Origin of the sequence: Enterobacter ludwigii, assembly GCA_023023105.1 — a bacterium.
GTDB classification, from domain to species: domain Bacteria; phylum Pseudomonadota; class Gammaproteobacteria; order Enterobacterales; family Enterobacteriaceae; genus Enterobacter; species Enterobacter adelaidei.
Map to the genome: position 1 here is coordinate 2,932,745 of CP083824.1, position 17,725 is coordinate 2,950,469.

Annotated in this window: 28 protein-coding genes; 17 read left to right on the top strand and 11 right to left on the bottom strand. The window is 50.4% G+C overall.

Annotated elements, in window-relative coordinates:
• The first annotated feature begins 44 nt into the window (after window positions 1-44).
• The 3 genes from LCD46_14215 to LCD46_14225 are packed head-to-tail and all read left to right on the top strand — an operon-like array spanning window position 45 to window position 2,657.
• Window positions 45-407, top strand: coding sequence for a GtrA family protein (locus LCD46_14215; GenBank protein UOY69236.1), 363 nt, complete (start codon window positions 45-47; stop codon window positions 405-407).
• Window positions 404-1,336: a glycosyltransferase family 2 protein gene (locus LCD46_14220; GenBank protein ID UOY69237.1), complete on the top strand. Its 933-nt coding sequence runs from the start codon at window positions 404-406 to the stop codon at window positions 1,334-1,336. Before LCD46_14215 ends, LCD46_14220 begins: the two co-directional genes overlap by 4 nt.
• A complete protein-coding gene (locus LCD46_14225; protein ID UOY69238.1) occupies window positions 1,329-2,657 on the top strand; it encodes a hypothetical protein in 1,329 nt (442 codons plus the stop codon). The genes LCD46_14220 and LCD46_14225 overlap by 8 nt, the downstream gene beginning before the upstream one ends.
• Before the next feature lie 55 nt (window positions 2,658-2,712).
• Here the strand turns inward: LCD46_14225 and LCD46_14230 are convergent, their stop codons facing one another.
• From LCD46_14230 to LCD46_14265, 8 genes are all read right to left on the bottom strand, one after another.
• Window positions 2,713-2,877, bottom strand: a complete 165-nt coding sequence (locus LCD46_14230) for a hypothetical protein (GenBank protein UOY69239.1) — start codon at window positions 2,875-2,877, stop codon at window positions 2,713-2,715.
• Between the two features lie 10 nt (window positions 2,878-2,887).
• Window positions 2,888-3,304: a tail assembly chaperone gene (locus LCD46_14235; GenBank protein ID UOY69240.1), complete on the bottom strand. Its 417-nt coding sequence runs from the start codon at window positions 3,302-3,304 to the stop codon at window positions 2,888-2,890.
• A 1-nt stretch (window position 3,305) separates the two neighbouring features.
• Window positions 3,306-4,088, bottom strand: coding sequence for a hypothetical protein (locus LCD46_14240; protein ID UOY69241.1), 783 nt, complete (start codon window positions 4,086-4,088; stop codon window positions 3,306-3,308).
• Window positions 4,089-4,413: 325 nt separating this feature from the next.
• Window positions 4,414-5,118, bottom strand: coding sequence for a hypothetical protein (locus LCD46_14245; GenBank protein ID UOY69242.1), 705 nt, complete (start codon window positions 5,116-5,118; stop codon window positions 4,414-4,416).
• Window position 5,119: 1 nt separating this feature from the next.
• Complete coding sequence (locus tag LCD46_14250) at window positions 5,120-6,538, bottom strand: baseplate J/gp47 family protein (GenBank protein ID UOY69243.1); 1,419 nt, start codon at window positions 6,536-6,538, stop codon at window positions 5,120-5,122.
• The gene (locus tag LCD46_14255) at window positions 6,535-6,867 is read right to left on the bottom strand and encodes a hypothetical protein (protein UOY69244.1); all 333 of its coding nucleotides are present in this window, start codon (window positions 6,865-6,867) and stop codon (window positions 6,535-6,537) included. The genes LCD46_14250 and LCD46_14255 overlap by 4 nt, the downstream gene beginning before the upstream one ends.
• Window positions 6,864-7,580, bottom strand: a complete 717-nt coding sequence (locus tag LCD46_14260; protein UOY69245.1) for a hypothetical protein — start codon at window positions 7,578-7,580, stop codon at window positions 6,864-6,866. Before LCD46_14260 ends, LCD46_14255 begins: the two co-directional genes overlap by 4 nt.
• Window positions 7,577-7,984 (bottom strand): hypothetical protein, encoded by a 408-nt coding sequence (locus tag LCD46_14265; GenBank protein ID UOY69246.1) that lies wholly within the window; start codon window positions 7,982-7,984, stop codon window positions 7,577-7,579. The genes LCD46_14260 and LCD46_14265 overlap by 4 nt, the downstream gene beginning before the upstream one ends.
• Before the next feature lie 89 nt (window positions 7,985-8,073).
• Here LCD46_14265 and LCD46_14270 point away from each other — a divergent pair, with 89 nt between their 5' ends.
• The 13 genes from LCD46_14270 (at window position 8,074) to LCD46_14330 (ending at window position 13,279) form a co-directional block, all read left to right on the top strand.
• A complete protein-coding gene (locus LCD46_14270) occupies window positions 8,074-8,682 on the top strand; it encodes a hypothetical protein (GenBank protein UOY69247.1) in 609 nt (202 codons plus the stop codon).
• Between the two features lie 11 nt (window positions 8,683-8,693).
• Complete coding sequence (locus LCD46_14275; protein ID UOY69248.1) at window positions 8,694-8,846, top strand: DUF1317 domain-containing protein; 153 nt, start codon at window positions 8,694-8,696, stop codon at window positions 8,844-8,846.
• On the top strand, window positions 8,843-9,577 hold the full coding sequence (locus LCD46_14280) for a DNA cytosine methyltransferase (protein ID UOY69249.1): 735 nt from the start codon (window positions 8,843-8,845) through the stop codon (window positions 9,575-9,577). The genes LCD46_14275 and LCD46_14280 overlap by 4 nt, the downstream gene beginning before the upstream one ends.
• 10 nt (window positions 9,578-9,587) lie before the next feature.
• On the top strand, window positions 9,588-10,139 hold the full coding sequence (locus LCD46_14285; protein UOY69250.1) for a phage N-6-adenine-methyltransferase: 552 nt from the start codon (window positions 9,588-9,590) through the stop codon (window positions 10,137-10,139).
• Window positions 10,136-10,354 carry a hypothetical protein gene (locus tag LCD46_14290; protein UOY69251.1) on the top strand — a complete coding sequence of 73 codons (219 nt, stop codon included), beginning with the start codon at window positions 10,136-10,138 and terminating at the stop codon, window positions 10,352-10,354. Before LCD46_14285 ends, LCD46_14290 begins: the two co-directional genes overlap by 4 nt.
• A complete protein-coding gene (locus LCD46_14295; protein UOY69252.1) occupies window positions 10,351-11,217 on the top strand; it encodes an MmcB family DNA repair protein in 867 nt (288 codons plus the stop codon). The genes LCD46_14290 and LCD46_14295 overlap by 4 nt, the downstream gene beginning before the upstream one ends.
• Window positions 11,214-11,405: a DUF1382 family protein gene (locus tag LCD46_14300; protein UOY69253.1), complete on the top strand. Its 192-nt coding sequence runs from the start codon at window positions 11,214-11,216 to the stop codon at window positions 11,403-11,405. The genes LCD46_14295 and LCD46_14300 overlap by 4 nt, the downstream gene beginning before the upstream one ends.
• 88 nt (window positions 11,406-11,493) lie before the next feature.
• Window positions 11,494-11,763, top strand: a complete 270-nt coding sequence (locus tag LCD46_14305) for a hypothetical protein (GenBank protein UOY69254.1) — start codon at window positions 11,494-11,496, stop codon at window positions 11,761-11,763.
• Between the two features lie 2 nt (window positions 11,764-11,765).
• Complete coding sequence (locus tag LCD46_14310) at window positions 11,766-11,933, top strand: TraR/DksA C4-type zinc finger protein (protein UOY69255.1); 168 nt, start codon at window positions 11,766-11,768, stop codon at window positions 11,931-11,933.
• A 51-nt stretch (window positions 11,934-11,984) separates the two neighbouring features.
• Window positions 11,985-12,482 (top strand): class I SAM-dependent methyltransferase, encoded by a 498-nt coding sequence (locus tag LCD46_14315; protein UOY69256.1) that lies wholly within the window; start codon window positions 11,985-11,987, stop codon window positions 12,480-12,482.
• Window positions 12,460-12,699 (top strand): DUF4222 domain-containing protein, encoded by a 240-nt coding sequence (locus LCD46_14320; protein UOY69257.1) that lies wholly within the window; start codon window positions 12,460-12,462, stop codon window positions 12,697-12,699. The genes LCD46_14315 and LCD46_14320 overlap by 23 nt, the downstream gene beginning before the upstream one ends.
• A gap of 9 nt (window positions 12,700-12,708) precedes the next feature.
• Complete coding sequence (locus LCD46_14325) at window positions 12,709-12,981, top strand: hypothetical protein (protein ID UOY69258.1); 273 nt, start codon at window positions 12,709-12,711, stop codon at window positions 12,979-12,981.
• A 106-nt stretch (window positions 12,982-13,087) separates the two neighbouring features.
• Entirely contained in the window at window positions 13,088-13,279 is a 192-nt protein-coding gene (locus LCD46_14330; protein ID UOY69259.1) for an AlpA family phage regulatory protein, read from the top strand.
• Here LCD46_14330 and LCD46_14335 read toward each other — a convergent pair.
• Complete coding sequence (locus LCD46_14335) at window positions 13,260-14,438, bottom strand: site-specific integrase (protein ID UOY69260.1); 1,179 nt, start codon at window positions 14,436-14,438, stop codon at window positions 13,260-13,262. The genes LCD46_14330 and LCD46_14335 overlap by 20 nt on opposite strands.
• Window positions 14,439-14,619: 181 nt before the next feature.
• Here LCD46_14335 and sbcB point away from each other — a divergent pair, with 181 nt between their 5' ends.
• Complete coding sequence (gene sbcB / locus LCD46_14340; GenBank protein ID UOY69261.1) at window positions 14,620-16,044, top strand: exodeoxyribonuclease I; 1,425 nt, start codon at window positions 14,620-14,622, stop codon at window positions 16,042-16,044.
• A 60-nt stretch (window positions 16,045-16,104) separates the two neighbouring features.
• Here the strand turns inward: sbcB and LCD46_14345 are convergent, their stop codons facing one another.
• Entirely contained in the window at window positions 16,105-17,463 is a 1,359-nt protein-coding gene (locus LCD46_14345; GenBank protein UOY69262.1) for an APC family permease, read from the bottom strand.
• Window positions 17,453-17,515 carry a membrane protein YoeI gene (gene yoeI / locus LCD46_14350; GenBank protein UOY72969.1) on the bottom strand — a complete coding sequence of 21 codons (63 nt, stop codon included), beginning with the start codon at window positions 17,513-17,515 and terminating at the stop codon, window positions 17,453-17,455. Before yoeI ends, LCD46_14345 begins: the two co-directional genes overlap by 11 nt.
• Window positions 17,516-17,725: the final 210 nt, after the last annotated feature.

A 17,725-nucleotide genomic window follows, 5' to 3' on the forward strand; every position in this document is an offset into this window, starting at 1 on the left:
GTGGTGCTACACTTCAGACCTTTCCGAATTCACTGATTTCTATAATGTTAAAGTTATTCGCCAGGTACACATCGATAGGTGTTATTAACACGCTCATTCACTGGGTGGTGTTCGCCATTTGCATCTATGCATTCCATACAGGACAGGCTCTTGGCAACTTTGCCGGGTTCGTCGTGGCGGTGTCATTCAGCTTCTTTGCAAACGCCAGGTTCACGTTCAAGTCTTCCACTACAACCATGCGTTACATGCTTTATGTTGGATTCATGGGCTCGCTGAGCGCGGCTGTTGGCTGGGCTGCCGATAAGTCCGGCATGGTTCCGCTCGTGACTCTGATTGTTTTCTCCGCCATCAGTCTGGTATGCGGTTTTATTTATTCAAAGTTCATTGTCTTTAGGGATGCGAAATGAAAATTTCTCTGGTCGTTCCCGTCTTTAACGAAGAAGACGCGATACCTATTTTTTATAAAACTGTTCGGGAATTTGAAGGACTCAAGCCGCATGAAGTCGAAATCGTCTTCATCAACGACGGGAGCAAAGACGCGACAGAATCCATCATTAACGCGCTCGCTATAGCTGATCCGCTTGTAGTTCCGCTGTCTTTCACGCGAAACTTTGGCAAAGAGCCAGCACTGTTTGCTGGGCTGGATCATGCTACCGGTGATGCAATCATCCCTATAGACGTTGACCTGCAGGACCCAATCGAAGTCATCCCTCACCTGATTGCGAAATGGCAGGAAGGCGCGGATATGGTTCTGGCTAAACGCTCTGATCGTTCCAGTGATGGCCGGATGAAGCGCAAAACCGCTGAGTGGTTCTATAAACTCCACAACAAAATCAGCAACCCGCAGATCGAAGAGAACGTCGGTGACTTCCGCCTGATGTCGCGTGATGTTGTGGAAAAAATTAAACTCATGCCAGAACGCAACCTATTTATGAAGGGGGTACTGAGCTGGGTTGGCGGTCGAATTGATGTTGTTGAGTATGCCCGTGCTGAACGCGTTGCTGGTGAATCAAAGTTTAATGGCTGGAAATTATGGAACTTAGCCATTGAAGGAATAACCAGCTTTTCAACCGTGCCATTAAGAATGTGGACATATATAGGACTCGCTGTAGCTAGTCTTGCTTTTATTTATGGAGCCTGGATGATTGTAGACACTATCGCCTTTGGAAATCCAGTAAGAGGCTATCCTTCATTGCTTGTCTCTATACTTTTCCTGGGTGGGATTCAACTTATTGGAATAGGAGTCCTTGGGGAATACATCGGGCGAATCTATATAGAGACGAAGAACAGGCCAAGATATCTCATCAAGAGCAAAAAGGAATGTTACCATGATTAATGGAGGGTCACTAAAAAACGATTTGAAGTTAAATTGTGAGATTAAACTTGATTTCATGATGTTTGTTTTTTCTGTCCTTGTAATACTTATCGCGCTTGGACGAATAAACAACATCTACATAGAGCATGATGACTGGGATTTCATGCTTAGACCAGAATTTAGTCAATATGCTACGCCATGGAGCAAAACGCTGTCTGAAGGTCGATGGATTACATTTATGTGGTCTAAAATAGCCATTAATCTATCGCCATCTGTGCTTTACGTTATTTTTATGTCAGGCTACTCATTGCTTTGCTGGAGAATTTCTTTAGCAATATCAAGTGGTGGAATTGAGAGATATATTGTTGCACTATCATTGTTTGCCTGTCCGCTTTATTCTGCGTTCTCGTCATGGCCTGCCACCACAACCCCTTCAGTATGGGTGTGTCTTGTGTCATTATCGTGTCTATACAGATATTCTAATTCATACATCGCATACTTTATCGTGGCTACAGTCATGTCTCTGGTGTACCCTCCATTAGGGCTTGTGTGCCTTATCTTTGCTGGGTGGTCAGGCGGCTCTATTAGCACAATATTCAAATGCCTGTCTTATTTTTCAGGGTTTATTTTTGGCGTGCTCTGCATATATATACTTAATTATGCTTTCCATGGTCACTTTGGCATTATTCCAGAGGGGTGGAGAAATTATCACCAGATAGCATCGGTCGCTGATTTGGTGTTTAACATAAAAAAAGCATATGGTATTTTAATCTTCTTTGTTGATGTATACTGGCTGTCTTTGTCTCTTTCCATTGCCAGCATAGTGTATGGGGCGTTAAATAAAAACAGGCATACCATTTCATTGCTATTAATTGGATTATTCTGCTTTGGTCTGGATGCGGCACTTACAACATACACAGGAATGGATGTTTCCGACAGGAACTTTATATGGCCGTGGTTTTATATGGTTGCATGTGTCGGGTTACTGGTATTTAACAGTAACTCAAAGGAAGCTAGACGCTGTGCATTTTCCAGGACTGCAGGATTAATTATATTAAGTGTTGTTTTCTTTTATGGTATGAACACATGGAGAGTTCAGGCAGATTATTACAACAGGGTGGCAAAATATGTAGATATGGTAGGGGTTCAAATGGATCAGGCAAAGGATGGCTTTGTCTTAACATGCGGAGAGCCAAAATTCATCCATGGAATAAACATAAAAATGGCAGTTAAGAAAACACACGGTATTGATGTTGGAGAAGCATCTGCTGATGACTGCAAAAAAGCAATTAACCCAGGCATCAACAAAGTTGATAACAAGATTATTTTTATATACCCATGATTGCAGGGCGGCATTTGCCGCCCATTTCTTGTTTCATTTTCTGAAGAATTGATTGTTACACAGGCTCAAAAAACCCGCATTCTTCATCATCGCAAAACCACCACTTCCCATTCAGATAATCTTGCTGATGCATTGTTGAGCCGCATATCGGGCAGAACTTAACGGTAGAATCCTGCTGCTGCAGGCTCTGTTGTTGCTCTTCGTTTGATTGTGTTGCCATGATGACCGCCTTATACAGGATATTGTAATTTTGCAGCAGCGATATCTGAGACGTACTTAGCTTTGCGCTGGGTAATTTGGTCTCTAACAACTTGCTGCTTTGTTGTTTCAGATGGGCCATCATTTACGATAGCGGCCAGATATGCAGTGTTTAGTTGCGCAATGTCATTTTTGTAATCGGATACCAAAGAGGTAAGTGCGTCAGAAAGCAATGCGCTATTTGGCGCTGCTGGCTTGTCAATCCATGCAGGCATGCCATCAACAACACCAAGCATCTTTCCATCTGGTGGCATTGCTCTGTATGTGTGAAAAAGACTGTCACCAACATCTACAGCATCAGACAAATCCCACCCGGCAGATTCATAATCTTGCAACATCGCCTTAGGGAAAAATGAAACATGTAATGCTGACCATACGTAATTGTTCATATCAACTCCCAAGCGCCAGGTAATAAATAGCGTACGTGCCGCTTGTATTCGTATAAACGTTAAAACGGTCAGTTCCAGGGATATATGTATTAAACGAGACTGTGTTGGCATATAACCCGTTGCTGACTAATGTCACGACAACGCTTGAGCAAGCATTTGGGAATGGTATTGGGAAGAAGACCCCATTACCTGCAGAGCCAGAGGAGATTCCAGATGCGTTCCCTCCCATCATCACCATGCCGCCAGGTAGTTTGTACCAGAACGCAGATGAGGTAGATCCGGCAGGGAAATAACTCATGTCAGGTATTTGACTCGCACCAGTGCCCACGTTTCTTGTCGATGCCGTTCCAAGGCTTAGTGCTGTAATAGCAGCCCTTACAAAGGCAGTTGTTGCAAGTTGCGTTGTGTTTGTGCCAGGGGCAGGTGTAGGTCCAGCTGGCGTACCTGTAAATGATGGGCTCTCCAGTTGAGCCAACAACTGGATTGTTCCTGCGGTAAGCATATTGGCGGCAATGTCGTTAGCAGACCATGCCCGAGCGGATGTGCCCTCCTGGCCGCGAACTATCGTAAGCACATCACCTGACTTTGCTGTTACGTGAACAATTTCATTGAGCTGTCCTGTTGCAGCATCAATCAACGTCAACTTAAAAAAGCTTGTGCCGGATACCGGAGAAGGGAAAAGAGCCCCCGTTCCGGTATTAAGTGTCAATGATGTTGCTGAGGCGCTTATGCCCGCCGCCAGAACGCTCTGGGCATTGTTAGCAGCTAAAAGTTGAAGTGCCATTTATCCTCCGGGATACGGGCAATAAAAAACCCGCGCAAGGCGGGCTCTTAGTGTTAAAATGAATTTAAAATTAACGAGGGTTTATGAATGAAAAACTTACCAGTGTCTATTTCTAAATTTCTTTTATCATCAGTAGGCGCGATTACAATATTACTTTCAACTTTCCTTATATTTTTAATTTTCGATATGTGGATTCAGGAAGGAATCCCACCTTTCGAAAACATTAAATTCAGCATTGCTGTTTTCTTTACAGTTATCATGCTACTTGTTATATGTCAGTGCCTTAAATATTTTACAGACATGGCAATTGATGGTCGAAACAACACTAACCAATGATAGTCACGCTCACTGGTTGATAAAACGGCATGTGTAGCAACCCGCTGTCAAAGGCCTGCTTGAATAGAGCGGCATATTCATAATTGTCGCTCTTTATAAGCAGGCTATTCTTCTGATTGTATGACCGTGTATTGAAAGAAAATCCATTAAAAAGGGTTGCGTCGGTTAGTTTTCTGTACCCCTTGATTATTGATATGCTCGCGCCAGCCCCAGAGAATAGAACTGAAATACTCCACCGCTGATCGTTAACGACATCTACACCATCAATTCCGGTCAAGAATCTCATGATTCGGCGCTTTAACCAGGGGATGGTGAAATAATACCCATCACCCTTGTAAAAATTCCATGTCATTATACGTTTGAACAGGTCATCGGAAACGACGACCTGCTCGGACTGATTGACAACCCTGCGCCCATTGAATGGAAGCTGGTTAAACAGGACGGAGTTGTAAGGTCCGAACACGCTTCGCTTCCCACTTATAAGCACTGGCGGCTTTACGCCATAAATCCCTCTGGCTATCCATTTTAGCTGATCGCCAGCATTGTACCCCCCGACAAAGATCGGAAGGTTGGCTTTAATCATCCATGAATAAATATCCTGAGCCATTGTGTTATACGCGGTGACGAACGCCTGTAGATCATCATCGTCGTTATACTGCGTATACAGGTATGATTTAATGATATCTTCCAGCATGTTATATCCCGTCGACAATTACCCCATTCGAGGCTATGTACCAGTAACTGTATGGGTCACCGCTGATTATATTTGTTCCGGAATCGACTCCTGTGATAACACCATTTACCGTAACAATAACGTTCAGTGTTGAAATCAGGCTCATATCCAGCGTGCTGTTAATCGCCTGAAGAAAAACATCCTTGACGTTATTGATATTCATCGGCTTTCCGGCAAATATACCGTTCACGTAGTCGATAACTGGCTGTGATACCAGTGAGGCGATAGTCGCATCCGTCAGGTAGTTAGCACTTTCCGTCGCCCACTCAAACTTTATTGTCACCAACTGTTGAAGCGGGATCACGAAGGGAATGACGTAGTTGTCAGGCCAGTCATTGATCGTAACGACATTATTCCTCAGGTTCGGGGTGACAATGCCTCCGCCCGTCCACGTGCCGGATGAAGCCGTGTTTATGCCGATGGAAAAGGTATGCGGACTCAGAACGGTAATGGTAAGTGGCACGTTATTGACGCCGCTCATTCCGGTGACGCCGGTGATATTAATAACTTGCCCAGTGCTGAATCCGTGGGTGATGTCAGTCGTGATAACGCCAGGGTTTGCATTGGTAATGCCCGTGACATTGAGGTCCGTGCCTTTGAGCCTGCTGATGTCTCCTGCTGATTTATAAATGGCTCCTGCCATTTCATAAATATCGCCACCGCCGCACATTACAATCCATGCATTGCCGCTCTGAACGACTGAAACCAGCCGGGCCTGAACATTGCTCAGGTCGGTTAATTTCTGGCGGATAAAGCCAGGATACCCCTGAACGGTTGACATCTGGCCTTCCCAGACGCGCTCGCGAAACTCGTAATCAGTTTCTTTCGCACCGCCTGGCGTACCGGAAACAGGGTTGGTACAGGTCAGGGTAATATCCGACGGCAGACTGGTAAGGATCTGGTTAACTGAGCCCACAGGAACAGCCCACGAACCCGTATTCGTTGCAATGGCTGTTACCATCGAGCTGACACCAGAAGACAGGACCACTGTCGCATCGGAGATCTGGTAGGTATACGTTCCGTCGCTGACCAGAAAACCCTGCGGGATAACGAATCCAGCCGGGCCAGAAAACGTAACCGGAACGGTAGTTTCTCCTTGAGTTTTTTGTGGGCTGATACCTGACTGCTGAGCCAGAAGGTTCAGCATGTACATATTCGCCTTCAGCGGACCTACGGAGTTGATTAGGTCAACGCGGATCTGATCGGCAATGAGCAGCGCGCCAACGTCGGTACCAACGATATCCTCAATCAGAGAGCCTGGGAGATCTGTCGTGATGCCTGGTGATAATTCTGTGGCTCTTGAAACTAAGTCGGCGCGCAGCTCTTCGGATGTTTTCGGCACTGGCCCGGCTGCGTCATAGCTAACGGACAAATCACTCATACGTTCACCGTTGTGATAATTTTAGAACCGGCGTTCGTAATCGCCGAAATGTTGTATACAGGCGGGTCATCACTCACAAGGGCGATCTGCAGCGATGAAAAATACGGACTAAATTGCCGCTGAAGCCTGTCGACATAATAGGTGGGTAGCACCTGCTGAATGACCGAGCTCTGCGCCGGAATGCCATTATTTGCAAAAAATGGTGACTCCTGCGGCGCCAGCTTCAGATTCTGGATCAGCGTCGTAAGATAGATGGAGTCGTTGAAGCCATTTTCATCCGGAACCACCAGCACCCACTTACCATTTGCATCTCTCCCGTAGGTTCTCATTGTGTGATATTCCCGTTGAAAGTGGTGGTTGGGACCCCAGTATTTGAACCGCCATTACCGTTTGAATGCTGATGAGAATTCACCCATGCAACCAAGGCGGCCCAGCCGGTATGCATAATCTCAGGGCTGGTGCTGGCAGTTGAATCCTGCAGCTTTCCGCTCTGGCCTGTAATACTCCACATTCCCTGCGTAAGTGTTAGCACCGTGCTGCCGACTGTTACCTTAAACAAATCGACGGCCGCAATCGTCACGCTTTCAGGCGTTAACAGAAACGTCGTGTTGCTTCCCTGGTCCCGGATAGTCACACCCTCAGGACCGTAAATAGTGACAACGTTCCCGTCGACGGCCTCCCATTCGGTGTTACTGATCGGCAGGTATACCAGAGCGCTCAGGTTGGCCGGCGGGGTCAGGTCAGCAATACCGCCGCCCTGCCCGCTTACGCCCCCAAGATAGGTGTCGGCAGGAATGACAATGCCTTTGTCCCCCGGCTGCATCGGATATCGGATGTACTGCGGGCCGAAAAGTGGGATCGTGACATTCGGGAAAACGTATGGCGTGTCATGTAGCTCGAAAGACACGGTGACCATGTTTCCCTGCTGCTCAACAATGCTGGCCGGCAGGATTTTCCCGGCCGCCTGGAACGCCTCATTAAACTTCTGCTCGGCGAACCTGTTCATGTTCCTGCCGAAATTAAGCTTCTGGTCAACACTCATTTTGTCTTAACCGCCTCCGCCGGGTATGCCTCAATCACGGTGATCCACGCTTCCGCTGTTGGCTGCCTGCTGTTACCCAGCAACCTTACCGATTGAACGACGAATTCACCGTTGAAAGCCGAGTCATCGCGAAACTGCGAGTAGGAAGAAGCCTGAATCATTGGCCTGGACTTTTCCGGCATAAGGATATGGTCACCAGTCTGCAGGTCTGCGCGCATGACGCAGATGACGCTGACAACGCCAAAACTGATCCACGTTGGCTGGCCGATCAGGTCATTGAAATTTATCTGGACAGGATTTTTACTCCTTTCCGTCGCGCTGGTTTTCGATCCCTGATCTGGATGGTTAGCGTAATCGTTATCCCATACCCGGATTTCGTTGCCGTTGACTACGGCAATTTCCACGCCCGTATACCTGGAACCAGCAGTCGGCCGAAGCAGCACTCAAAGCAGGATCCTCCGCTGGAATTTCTGAAACCGGCGCATACGAAGGGGTGATCACCTCGGCTGTGTATGAGTTCGGCAAGGACGGCTCACAGTCGCAGGCACTTGTTCTTTCGCTCGACGCTGACGGCCAGAAAGCAAATTTCCTGCGCATCAACTTCCTCGGGCGCGACGGCACACAGACTTTTGGTATGGGTTTGATCGCCGCCATCATGTGGGCTGCGCAGGTTAAAGACGCTCAGGCGCAACAGCGTCAGGGGCAAAGCGGTCCTGAATGGTGTTTGCCGGCACTGGAAGGTAAGCGTGTCGGCTTGTTCCTGCAAAAAATCCTCACCACCAAGACAGATGGCAGTGACAGCTACAAATTCGAAGTCCGGCATGTTTTCCAGCCGGGAAGTCGTCTGACCTATAAAGAGTTCACCGACAAAACGCCAGCAGAAGCGATCGCCACACTCGAACGCACCATGAAAGACAAAGACGACCGTAAACCTCACGACTCTTCTCGCGGGGGCTGGGGTGCACCATCACATAGCGGTGGTGGATGGGGTGGTAATCAGCAGGATCCGAATGCGGTACCTGAATCGCGCCTGCAGCAGGCCAACCGTCAGGTATCGCAGAGCAATCAACATCCTCAGTTCGACGATGATATCCCCTTCTGAAAGGCATCGCTATGACTCACGCTCACGACGACATCAGGGTTAGCACACTGTGCCTTCCCTTCATTGGTAACGGCTGGCTAATGCCATGGGGTGAAGTGGTCAGCAATCCATTAAAGGCGCAGCGGCTCGCTGAGGAATATCGGGAAAGGCAGGAGGCGGCATGAATGAGCTGGCTCTTTTCGCAGGCGCTGGCGGAGGAATACTCGGAGGACACCTCCTTGGCTGGCGAACAGTTTGCGCAGTTGAACGTGATGCCTACGCAGCGCAAGTTCTCGCGCAACGACAAAACGATCGAATTCTCCGACCTTTCCCGATTTGGTCTGACGTGCGTAGTTTTGACGGGAAGCCATGGCGAGGAATTGTTGACGTCGTTTCTGGCGGGTTTCCCTGCCAGGACATTAGCGCAAATGGCAATGGCGCCGGCATCAACGGACGTCGTTCCGGACTGTGGACAGAAATGGCGAGAATCGTCAGTGAAGTACGACCTGTATTCGTCTGCGTGGAAAATTCGCCGCGACTCAGGGGAAAAGGTCTTGCCGTGGTCATCGGTGACCTTGCCGAAATGGGGTATGGCTGCGAGTGGTTTCGTCTTTCAGCATCGAACTGCGGAGCGCCCCATGAAAGAGACAGGATGTGGATTGTGGCCTACAGCGAAGGCAACGATCCGCGGCGACTGTCCAAGCGAACGGCTGCGCAGAACTCCAGACTTGCCGAGTGCGATAAAGATGCGTCCGTTGCCGGATGGGTCGCAGCCACACCAAGATGGACAGTTGAACCCGGAATGGGTCGAGTGGTTCATGGGCTGGCCCATAGGGTGGACCGAATTAAAGCCCTTGGCAATGGACAGGTTCCTCGAGTGGCAGCAACAGCATTCTCCATCATCAAAAATTCATAGTGAGGTGAAGATGGATTACGTATACGAAACAAAAACACCAGCGGATCAGCGTGACCTCTGGCGCACTCCACCAGCCCTCTTCGCTTCACTTAATGCTGAGTTCTGCTTCCAGCTTGATGCCGCCGCTGCGCCGCATAACGCGCTGTGCCGGAAGTTCATCACCGCTGAGCTAAACACGCTGGAAGCGCCCTGGGCTGATTACCTGAACGTACCCGGTTACGTCTGGCTGAACCCGCCATACAGCGACATCACGCCGTTTGTGAAGAAGGCCGCCGCCGAGAGCAACAATCAGATCGGCACGGTCATGCTGGTTCCGGCAGACACTTCTGTTGGCTGGTTCAAGGAAGCTATCCAGACCGCCAGCGAGGTTCGCTTCATCACCGCTGGGCGGCTGGCATTTATCAACCCGGTCACCGGTAAGCCGGTAAGCGGCAACAACAAAGGTTCGATGCTCATCATCTGGCGACCGTACCCGCGTACACACTGCCACTTCGCAACTGTGGACCGGGACGAGCTCATGGCTTTCGGGGCGAAAATTCTCGCCCGCCGGGAGGCCGCATGACGCCAGCAAATGAAAACGCCATCCGCGCAGCCTGCCGCCGCTGCACCGAAGAAATACAGCAGGCCATGCGCAAGAAGCCAAAGCCTAACTGGAACGAAACGGTGCCTCCCATCATCAACAAGCATCACAAGAAAATTGAAGCTCTGGGAGTTAGCCTCCTGGAGTTCGTCGTCAAAACTGGCCGCCTTAATGGGCGGTTTGGAGCCGAACAATGACAACAAAAAAATGGGGTCATAACGAGCTTGCTCATGACCTTGCAGAGCATTTGCGCCAGAACACAGCGCGCATCTGCTGGGAGGACATGCAGCTAGGGCCCGCCGGTACGTGTCGACCCGATGTCTACTCTATTGCTCACAGCTACAGCAAGTTCTGCCCTGTCGTCTATGAGGTCAAAGTTAGCGTAAGTGATTTCCGGGCTGACGTTACAGCAGGCAAATACACCAAATACTTCAACTACGCAGGTGGCGTTGTTTTTGCTGTTCCTGAAGGCATGCTCAAGAAAAGCGACATCCCAGATGGTTGCGGCTTGATGATCCGGAAGGAAACTGGATGGCATACCCTCAAGGGGCCGACAATGCGCCAGATTGATACCCTTCCACGTGATGCTTGGATGAAGCTGCTTATGGATGGCATGACCCGGCAGGCAGAGAGAACCCAAATAAAAAGCCGCGTAATCAACACCTATCTCAGCGACCAAAAACTAATGAAGCGACACGGCAACGAAATCGCCGATCTTGTCAGTCGAGCATATCGGTCGAAGGAGCGGCTTGAGCAGCAAATTAGGGATAACGATGAAAGGCTGAAGAACCTGCACCAGGAAAGTGAAGAGGAGTTGCAACGCCGACGTAAGCGCCGGGAGGAATCGGAGGAAAGGTTAACCGACGCTCAGCAAGATCTGGCGAAAACGCTTGGCCTCGACCCGAATGTCCCTATCTATGTCCTGACAAGGACGCTATGGGAAGCAACGCGCCGACTGACCGAGGATGAAGAGGTAAAGAGGTTGCGAGGAATATTGTCCAACCTTGAGCGCACGCTGAATGACGGTCTGAAACAATTACCCGGGGAGAAAGCCGCATGAACAGGGCCTCACCCGTTGATTTGAGAAAAAGCCTCGAAATTGCCAACCACCTGGCGCACATCGGCATTCGCTTCGTGCCGATCCCGGTGACGACCGAGGAAGAGTTCCAGACGCTGGCCGCCGAGTTATCGCGACGGCTTGAGCAGATGGCTGTCGAAGCCGAAAAGAATGAAGGCGGTGCAGCATGAAGGCACTAATCACCAGGTCGCTATCGCGGCCTTTTTTATTGCTGGCGTTCACCTTCAACCGAATTAACAGACAGTTCGCGGAGTGACTATGGAAGATTTTAAAGGCACTAAAGGTAATTGGTCATACAGCAAAGAGACCGGAACAATTCGCGGCGACGGCGGCCTTATCGCCGAGTTACTGATTAATGGCTCCGAAGATGATAACGGCGCGCTCATGGCCGCCGCACCAGATTTACTGGAAGCGTTACAGCTAACCGAGAAAGCAATGGCAGAAGGCCGAAACGTTACATACCCGGAATGGTACGGCGTAATCAACAAAGCCCGCGCGGCCATCCACAAAGCCCTCGGTAAGGAGTGACCATGGCCGATATCATCGATACCGCAGCAGAGATTGAAGAGCTTCAGCGTAACGCTGCCCTTTCCGCTCATCGCCTAAACCGCAACGCCGTATCAGCTGAGCGTTGTGAAGAATGCGACGAACCAATTCCCGAGCCGCGCCGCGCTGCCGTTCCCGGCTGTCAGACGTGAGCCAGTTGCCAGGAAGAGATCGAGCTTAAGAATAAGCAGGGGGGGGCTGTAATGCAGCAGTCAATTTTAGACATGTGCTGCGGGTCGCGCATGTTCTGGTTTGACAAGCAGGACGAGCGCGCGGTGTTCAGCGATATCCGCGCCGAACAGCATGAACTTTGCGACGGTCGCCAGTTGGTCATTAGTCCGGACCTTATTGCCGATTTTCGCGCCCTCCCTTTTGCCGATAACACTTTCCCTGTCGTCGTGTTCGATCCTCCGCACCTCGAGCGTGTCGGTGATAATGCATGGATGGGGAAAAAGTACGGCCGGCTCAACAAAGAAACATGGCGCGACGATTTGCGTGCCGGATTCGCTGAAGCATTCAGGGTGTTGTGGCCACAAGGTGTGCTCATCTTCAAATGGAACGAAACGCAGATCCCGGTAAGCAATATCCTTGCGCTTACCGACGAGAGGCCGGTCATCTGGCAGCGCACCGGCAAGTCAGACAAAACCCACTGGGTGATCTTCGTCAAAGGTGGTACCAATGTTCAGGATAATCCAGCCTAACACCTGGTACGCCGATCCCCACGGCGCACCCTGCAAAATCCTCCGCGCCACCCACGAAGTCATCCACTACATCCGCAACGGTCGCACCTGCATCGCCAGCATGGGCCGCTTTCAATCAGAATTCGAACCGCTGACCAAAGCACAGGCCGAGCGGATCGCCGAAGAAATCGAAACAGCAGAACACCTGAAGAATCTGCGCGCCCAGCGCGCGGCGTAAGGAGATGCTATGCGCATTGAAGAGTTACCGAAGCTACCGAAGCTTTTCCGCGTTATCGAGGTTGATCTGGATGTGCTACGCAATGGCATTGGTTCAGGTTGGGGAGTGATTTTCGACCAGGACGCCATAGTTAAGCGAAAAGTCCGCCGAGTGAAGCATGACGGTGGCTGGAAATGGCAACTGGTTCGGGAATGGCACGATCAGGAGTTGTGGGATTACTGCTTCGAGCAGGACCGAGAATGCCTTGAGAACCTCAACTACGACCTTGGCTTATTGCGTTGACGCAACTGATAGCCAGTTATGAGCTGGCTATTGGGTGCGAAAGCACTGCTCCGTTATCCCTTTTCGCCCGGCCACTCGCCGGGTTCTTTTTTGCCTGGAGACACCAATGAGCGACACCAGCCTGATTCCCGAAAAAGAAGTGATGAACAAGCTTGGGGTTTCATCACGCCAGACAATCTGGAACTACACCAACCGGCACGGGTTTCCCAAGCCAGTCAGGACCCACCCGAAAGCGTACCTGCGGGAAGCTGTTGATGGATGGATCCTCAATGGCGGCGTTAACCAGAAATGTTCCTGATGTGCCAGAACAGCTTATCAGCGTGAAGCTCATACGCTTTGCGCTGAGCCTCAATCCAATCGTGTTTGTTGTACACGGCCATTACCCCGCCAAGTTCATGCCCGAGCATCCTCTCAGTAACATGGGGCTCAACATCCATTTCAGACAGCCTTGTTACCAGCGTCCTCCTGAAGTCGTGGGTTCGCCAGTATCCAAGGTCCATCCCTCCCCTTATTCGATTTACGAACCGGTTGGCGGCCGCAATGCTGATCGGTTCGTTTATGTCCTCCCCGGGGAAAAGCACATCATTGTAAGTTGTCATGGCCTTTTCGAGGAAAGGCATAATCTGTTCGAAGATGGGGCGGCGGATGACGTTGCCCATCTTGCTGTGCTCTTTCGGAACGGTCCAGACATTGTCCAGCAGGTCAAATTCTGCCTTGGTTGCCAGCCTGAGCTCTGAGAGCCTCGCCCCCCACAGCATCAGCATCTGGTGAAGAAGCTTGTTTGAGGTAGACGCCCGGCTTCTTTCAATAGCCATCCAAATCTGAGCCAGCTCGTTATAAGACAGAACACGGTCGCCCACAGCAGAACGGGAGCCAAAGTCTCTTGGCTGGATGCTCATAATTGCGCAACTATCTATCACCTGACGCCGCATGCACCAGCTTATCGCCGATCTAAGCTGGCTGAGCACCTGGCGCGCGCGGCGTGGATTATCCCTTTCCTCTTCGGTGAGGAGATCAACCCACTGCTTAACGGTGATTGAGGATGCAGGTCTGTTTTGGAATGCGCCATGCATCCGCTTCATAACCGTTGAGCGGTATAGTGCCTGGGTCTTTTCCCTGAGTGTTGTAGAGACGTAATTATCGAACCAGTAATCGAGGCACTGAGCGACCGTAAGAGCACTTTGCGTCTTCTCCTCAAAGTAGGAGCGAGGATCTGTACCTGAGAAATAAAGGTTCCGTAAATCAGACGTGATCTGCCTGGCATCCTTTAATGACACTGACGGGTAGCGGCCAATGCCAAGACGATGAGGTTTACTATTCCAGCGATACCGGTACTGGAACTGGATGACCCCCTTTGGAGAAATGCGCACGCTGAGGCCATCAGCATCAGCCACTTCTTGTGGGCCCGAATATGGTTTACCATGAATGGTACGCAGTTTTGTGTCGCTGATAGCCATAAATAATATTTGGTACGCTCAGAAATAGTGGTTTGGTACACTTCTGGTACGCAATATCACATGGACATCAAGACACAGTAAACAACTATATTTAACGTTCGTGGACAAACTCAGGTGAGAAAAGGGTTGTTTTTCGAGTGATAACAGGCAGTTAATTAACTATTGTGGACAATCTTAAACAATGGCAGACACAGATAAACAACCTACCTTCCTCTTTCACGACTATGAAACCTTTGGTACGCACCCGGCGCTGGACCGACCGGCGCAGTTTGCCGCCATCCGTACCGATGACGACTTCAATATTATCGGCGAGCCTGAGGTCTTTTACTGCAAACCGGCTGATGACTACCTGCCGCAGCCTGGAGCGGTTATGGTTACCGGGATTACCCCGCAGGAAGCGCGGGAAAAAGGCGTTAACGAGGCAGAATTCGCCCGACGCATCCACGATCTGTTTACCGTCCCCAATACCTGCGTGGTCGGTTACAACAATATCCGCTTCGATGATGAAGTGACGCGCAATATTTTCTATCGCAACTTCTACGACCCGTATGCCTGGAGCTGGCAGAACCGTAATTCTCGCTGGGATTTACTCGACATCATGCGCGCCTGCTACGCGTTACGTCCGGAAGGTATTAACTGGCCGGAGAATGATGAAGGACTGACGAGCTTCAGGCTGGAACATCTGACGCGCGCCAATGGCATTGAGCACAGTAATGCCCACGATGCGATGGCAGACGTGTATGCCACCATTGCCATGGCGAAGCTGGTGAAAACCGCTCAGCCAAGGCTGTTTGAGTATCTGCTGAGCCACCGCAGCAAACAGAAATTGACCACGCTGATTGATGTACCGCAGATGAAACCGCTGGTGCATATCTCCGGTATGTTCGGTGCCTGGCGCGGCAACACCAGTTGGGTTGCGCCACTGGCCTGGCATCCGGACAACCGTAATGCGGTCATTATGGTGGACTTAGCTGGCGATATCTCGCCGCTGCTGGAGCTCGACAGTGATACTCTGCGTGAACGGCTTTACACCCCGAAAAATGAACTCGGCGATCTGCCTGCGGTGCCGGTTAAACTGGTGCATATCAATAAATGTCCGGTACTGGCGCAGGCTAATACCCTGCGCCCGGAAGATGCTGACAGACTGGGCATTAACCGACAACACTGCCTGGATAACCTGAAAGTGCTGCGCGAAAACCCGCAGGTGCGTGAGAAAGTGGTCGCCATTTTTGCAGAAGCAGAACCGTTCGTTCCGTCTGAAAACGTGGATGCCCAGCTATACAACGGTTTCTTCGGCGATGCCGACCGCGCGGCGATGAATATCGTCCTGCAAACCGATCCGCGTAACCTGCCGGCGCTGGATATCACTTTTGCTGACAAGCGCATTGAAAAGTTGATGTTTAATTACCGTGCGCGTAACTACCCGGGAACCCTCGATGAAGCGGAACAGGAACGCTGGTTGCAACATCGTCGTAATGTCTTTACGCCGGAGTTCCTGCATAGCTATGCTCAGGAGCTGGAGATGCTTTATGCGCAGTATGAAGGGAATGCTGAAAAACAGGCACTGTTGAAATCCCTGTTCCAGTACGCACAAGAGATAGTCTGAATTAGAGATATAAAAAAACCGGAGGCGATGGTCTCCGGTTTTTTTTTAATGCGTTAAAACTCAGGCAACGTCTTCGTACTGAGGAACCGGGTTGCGGAAGCTTTTTGTTACGCAGGCCAGGTAAATCAGACCGATAGCACCCCAGATCAGACCCAGAACCATAGAGCTCTCTTCCAGGTTAATCCACAGTGCGCCAACAGTCAGCGCGCCACACACTGGCAGCACCAGATAGTTGAAGTGGTCTTTCAGCGTTTTGTTGCGCTTCTCACGGATCCAGAACTGCGAGATCACAGAGAGGTTAACGAAGGTGAACGCCACCAGCGCACCGAAGTTAATCAGCGCAGTTGCTGTCACCAGGTCAAATTTAATCGCCAGCAGAGCAATTGCACCTACCAGCAGCACGTTCCATGCAGGAGTACGCCATTTCGGATGAACATAACCGAAGAAGCGAGTCGGGAACACACCGTCACGGCCCATCACGTACATCAGACGAGAAACGCCTGCGTGCGCCGCCATACCGGATGCCAGTACGGTTACGCTTGAGAAGATCAACACGCCCCACTGGAAGGTTTTACCTGCCACGTACAGCATGATTTCAGGCTGTGACGCATCCGGATCTTTAAAGCGAGAGATATCCGGGAAGTACAGCTGCAGGAAGTAAGAGGCACCGATGAAGATCATACCGCCAATCAGCGCGGTCAGGAAAATCGCTTTCGGGATCACGCGCTCAGCGTCTTTGGTCTCTTCTGACAGAGAAGAGATACCGTCAAAGCCGAGGAACGAGAAGCACAGAATCGTCGCACCGGTGATCATCGGCACTACATGCGCACCTTCAGACCAGAATGGACGCGTGCTGGTCAGTGTACCTGCACCTTCACCGTGAGAAACACCGTAGATGATCAGGCCAACGATTACCGCAACAATACCCATCTGCAGAATAACAATCAGGGTGTTGAAGTTCGCCACGGTCTTGATGCTGCGCAGGTTAGAGATGGTCATAAAGGCCACCAGCGCCACAACGAAGATCCACGACGGTACGGAAGGTACCAGCGCTTCAAAGTAAATTTTTGCCAGCAGAATGTTGATCATCGGCATGAACAGGTAGTCCAGCAGTGATGACCAGCCCACCATAAAGCCTACCGCCGGGCTAATGGATTTCTGAGCATAGGTGTACGCAGAGCCTGCGGACGGGAAACGGCGAACCAGTTTACCGTAGCTCAGCGCAGTAAAGAGAATAGCGACCAGCGCAAAGGCGTACGCCGTTGCAACGTGACCGTCAGTAAGGCCTGATACGATACCGAATGTATCGAACAGCGTCATTGGTTGCATATAGGCCAGGCCCATCATAACAACCGGAATCAACGTAAGTGTTTTACGTAATTCCACGCGAGAGGTGTTTGGAGTTGCGTTATGCGACATAGTTATTCTCCTTTACGGTGATAACCGCCACGTAAGCGAAAAATTGCCCCATTTCTTTATTCCTCAGCGACAACAACTGTCGGATTTTAGTAAATATCTATCCGGTACGAAGCCCGGCCTCTTGGTTTTTAGTTTCGTTTCGTACATGCAAAAAAAAATAACCGACGCCTTTTATATCGTCGATTATTCATTTGGTTGCAGCGGCCGCATTTTGCCCCACATCGGATACAAAAGGCAATACTTTGCAATGCCCTGGGTGATT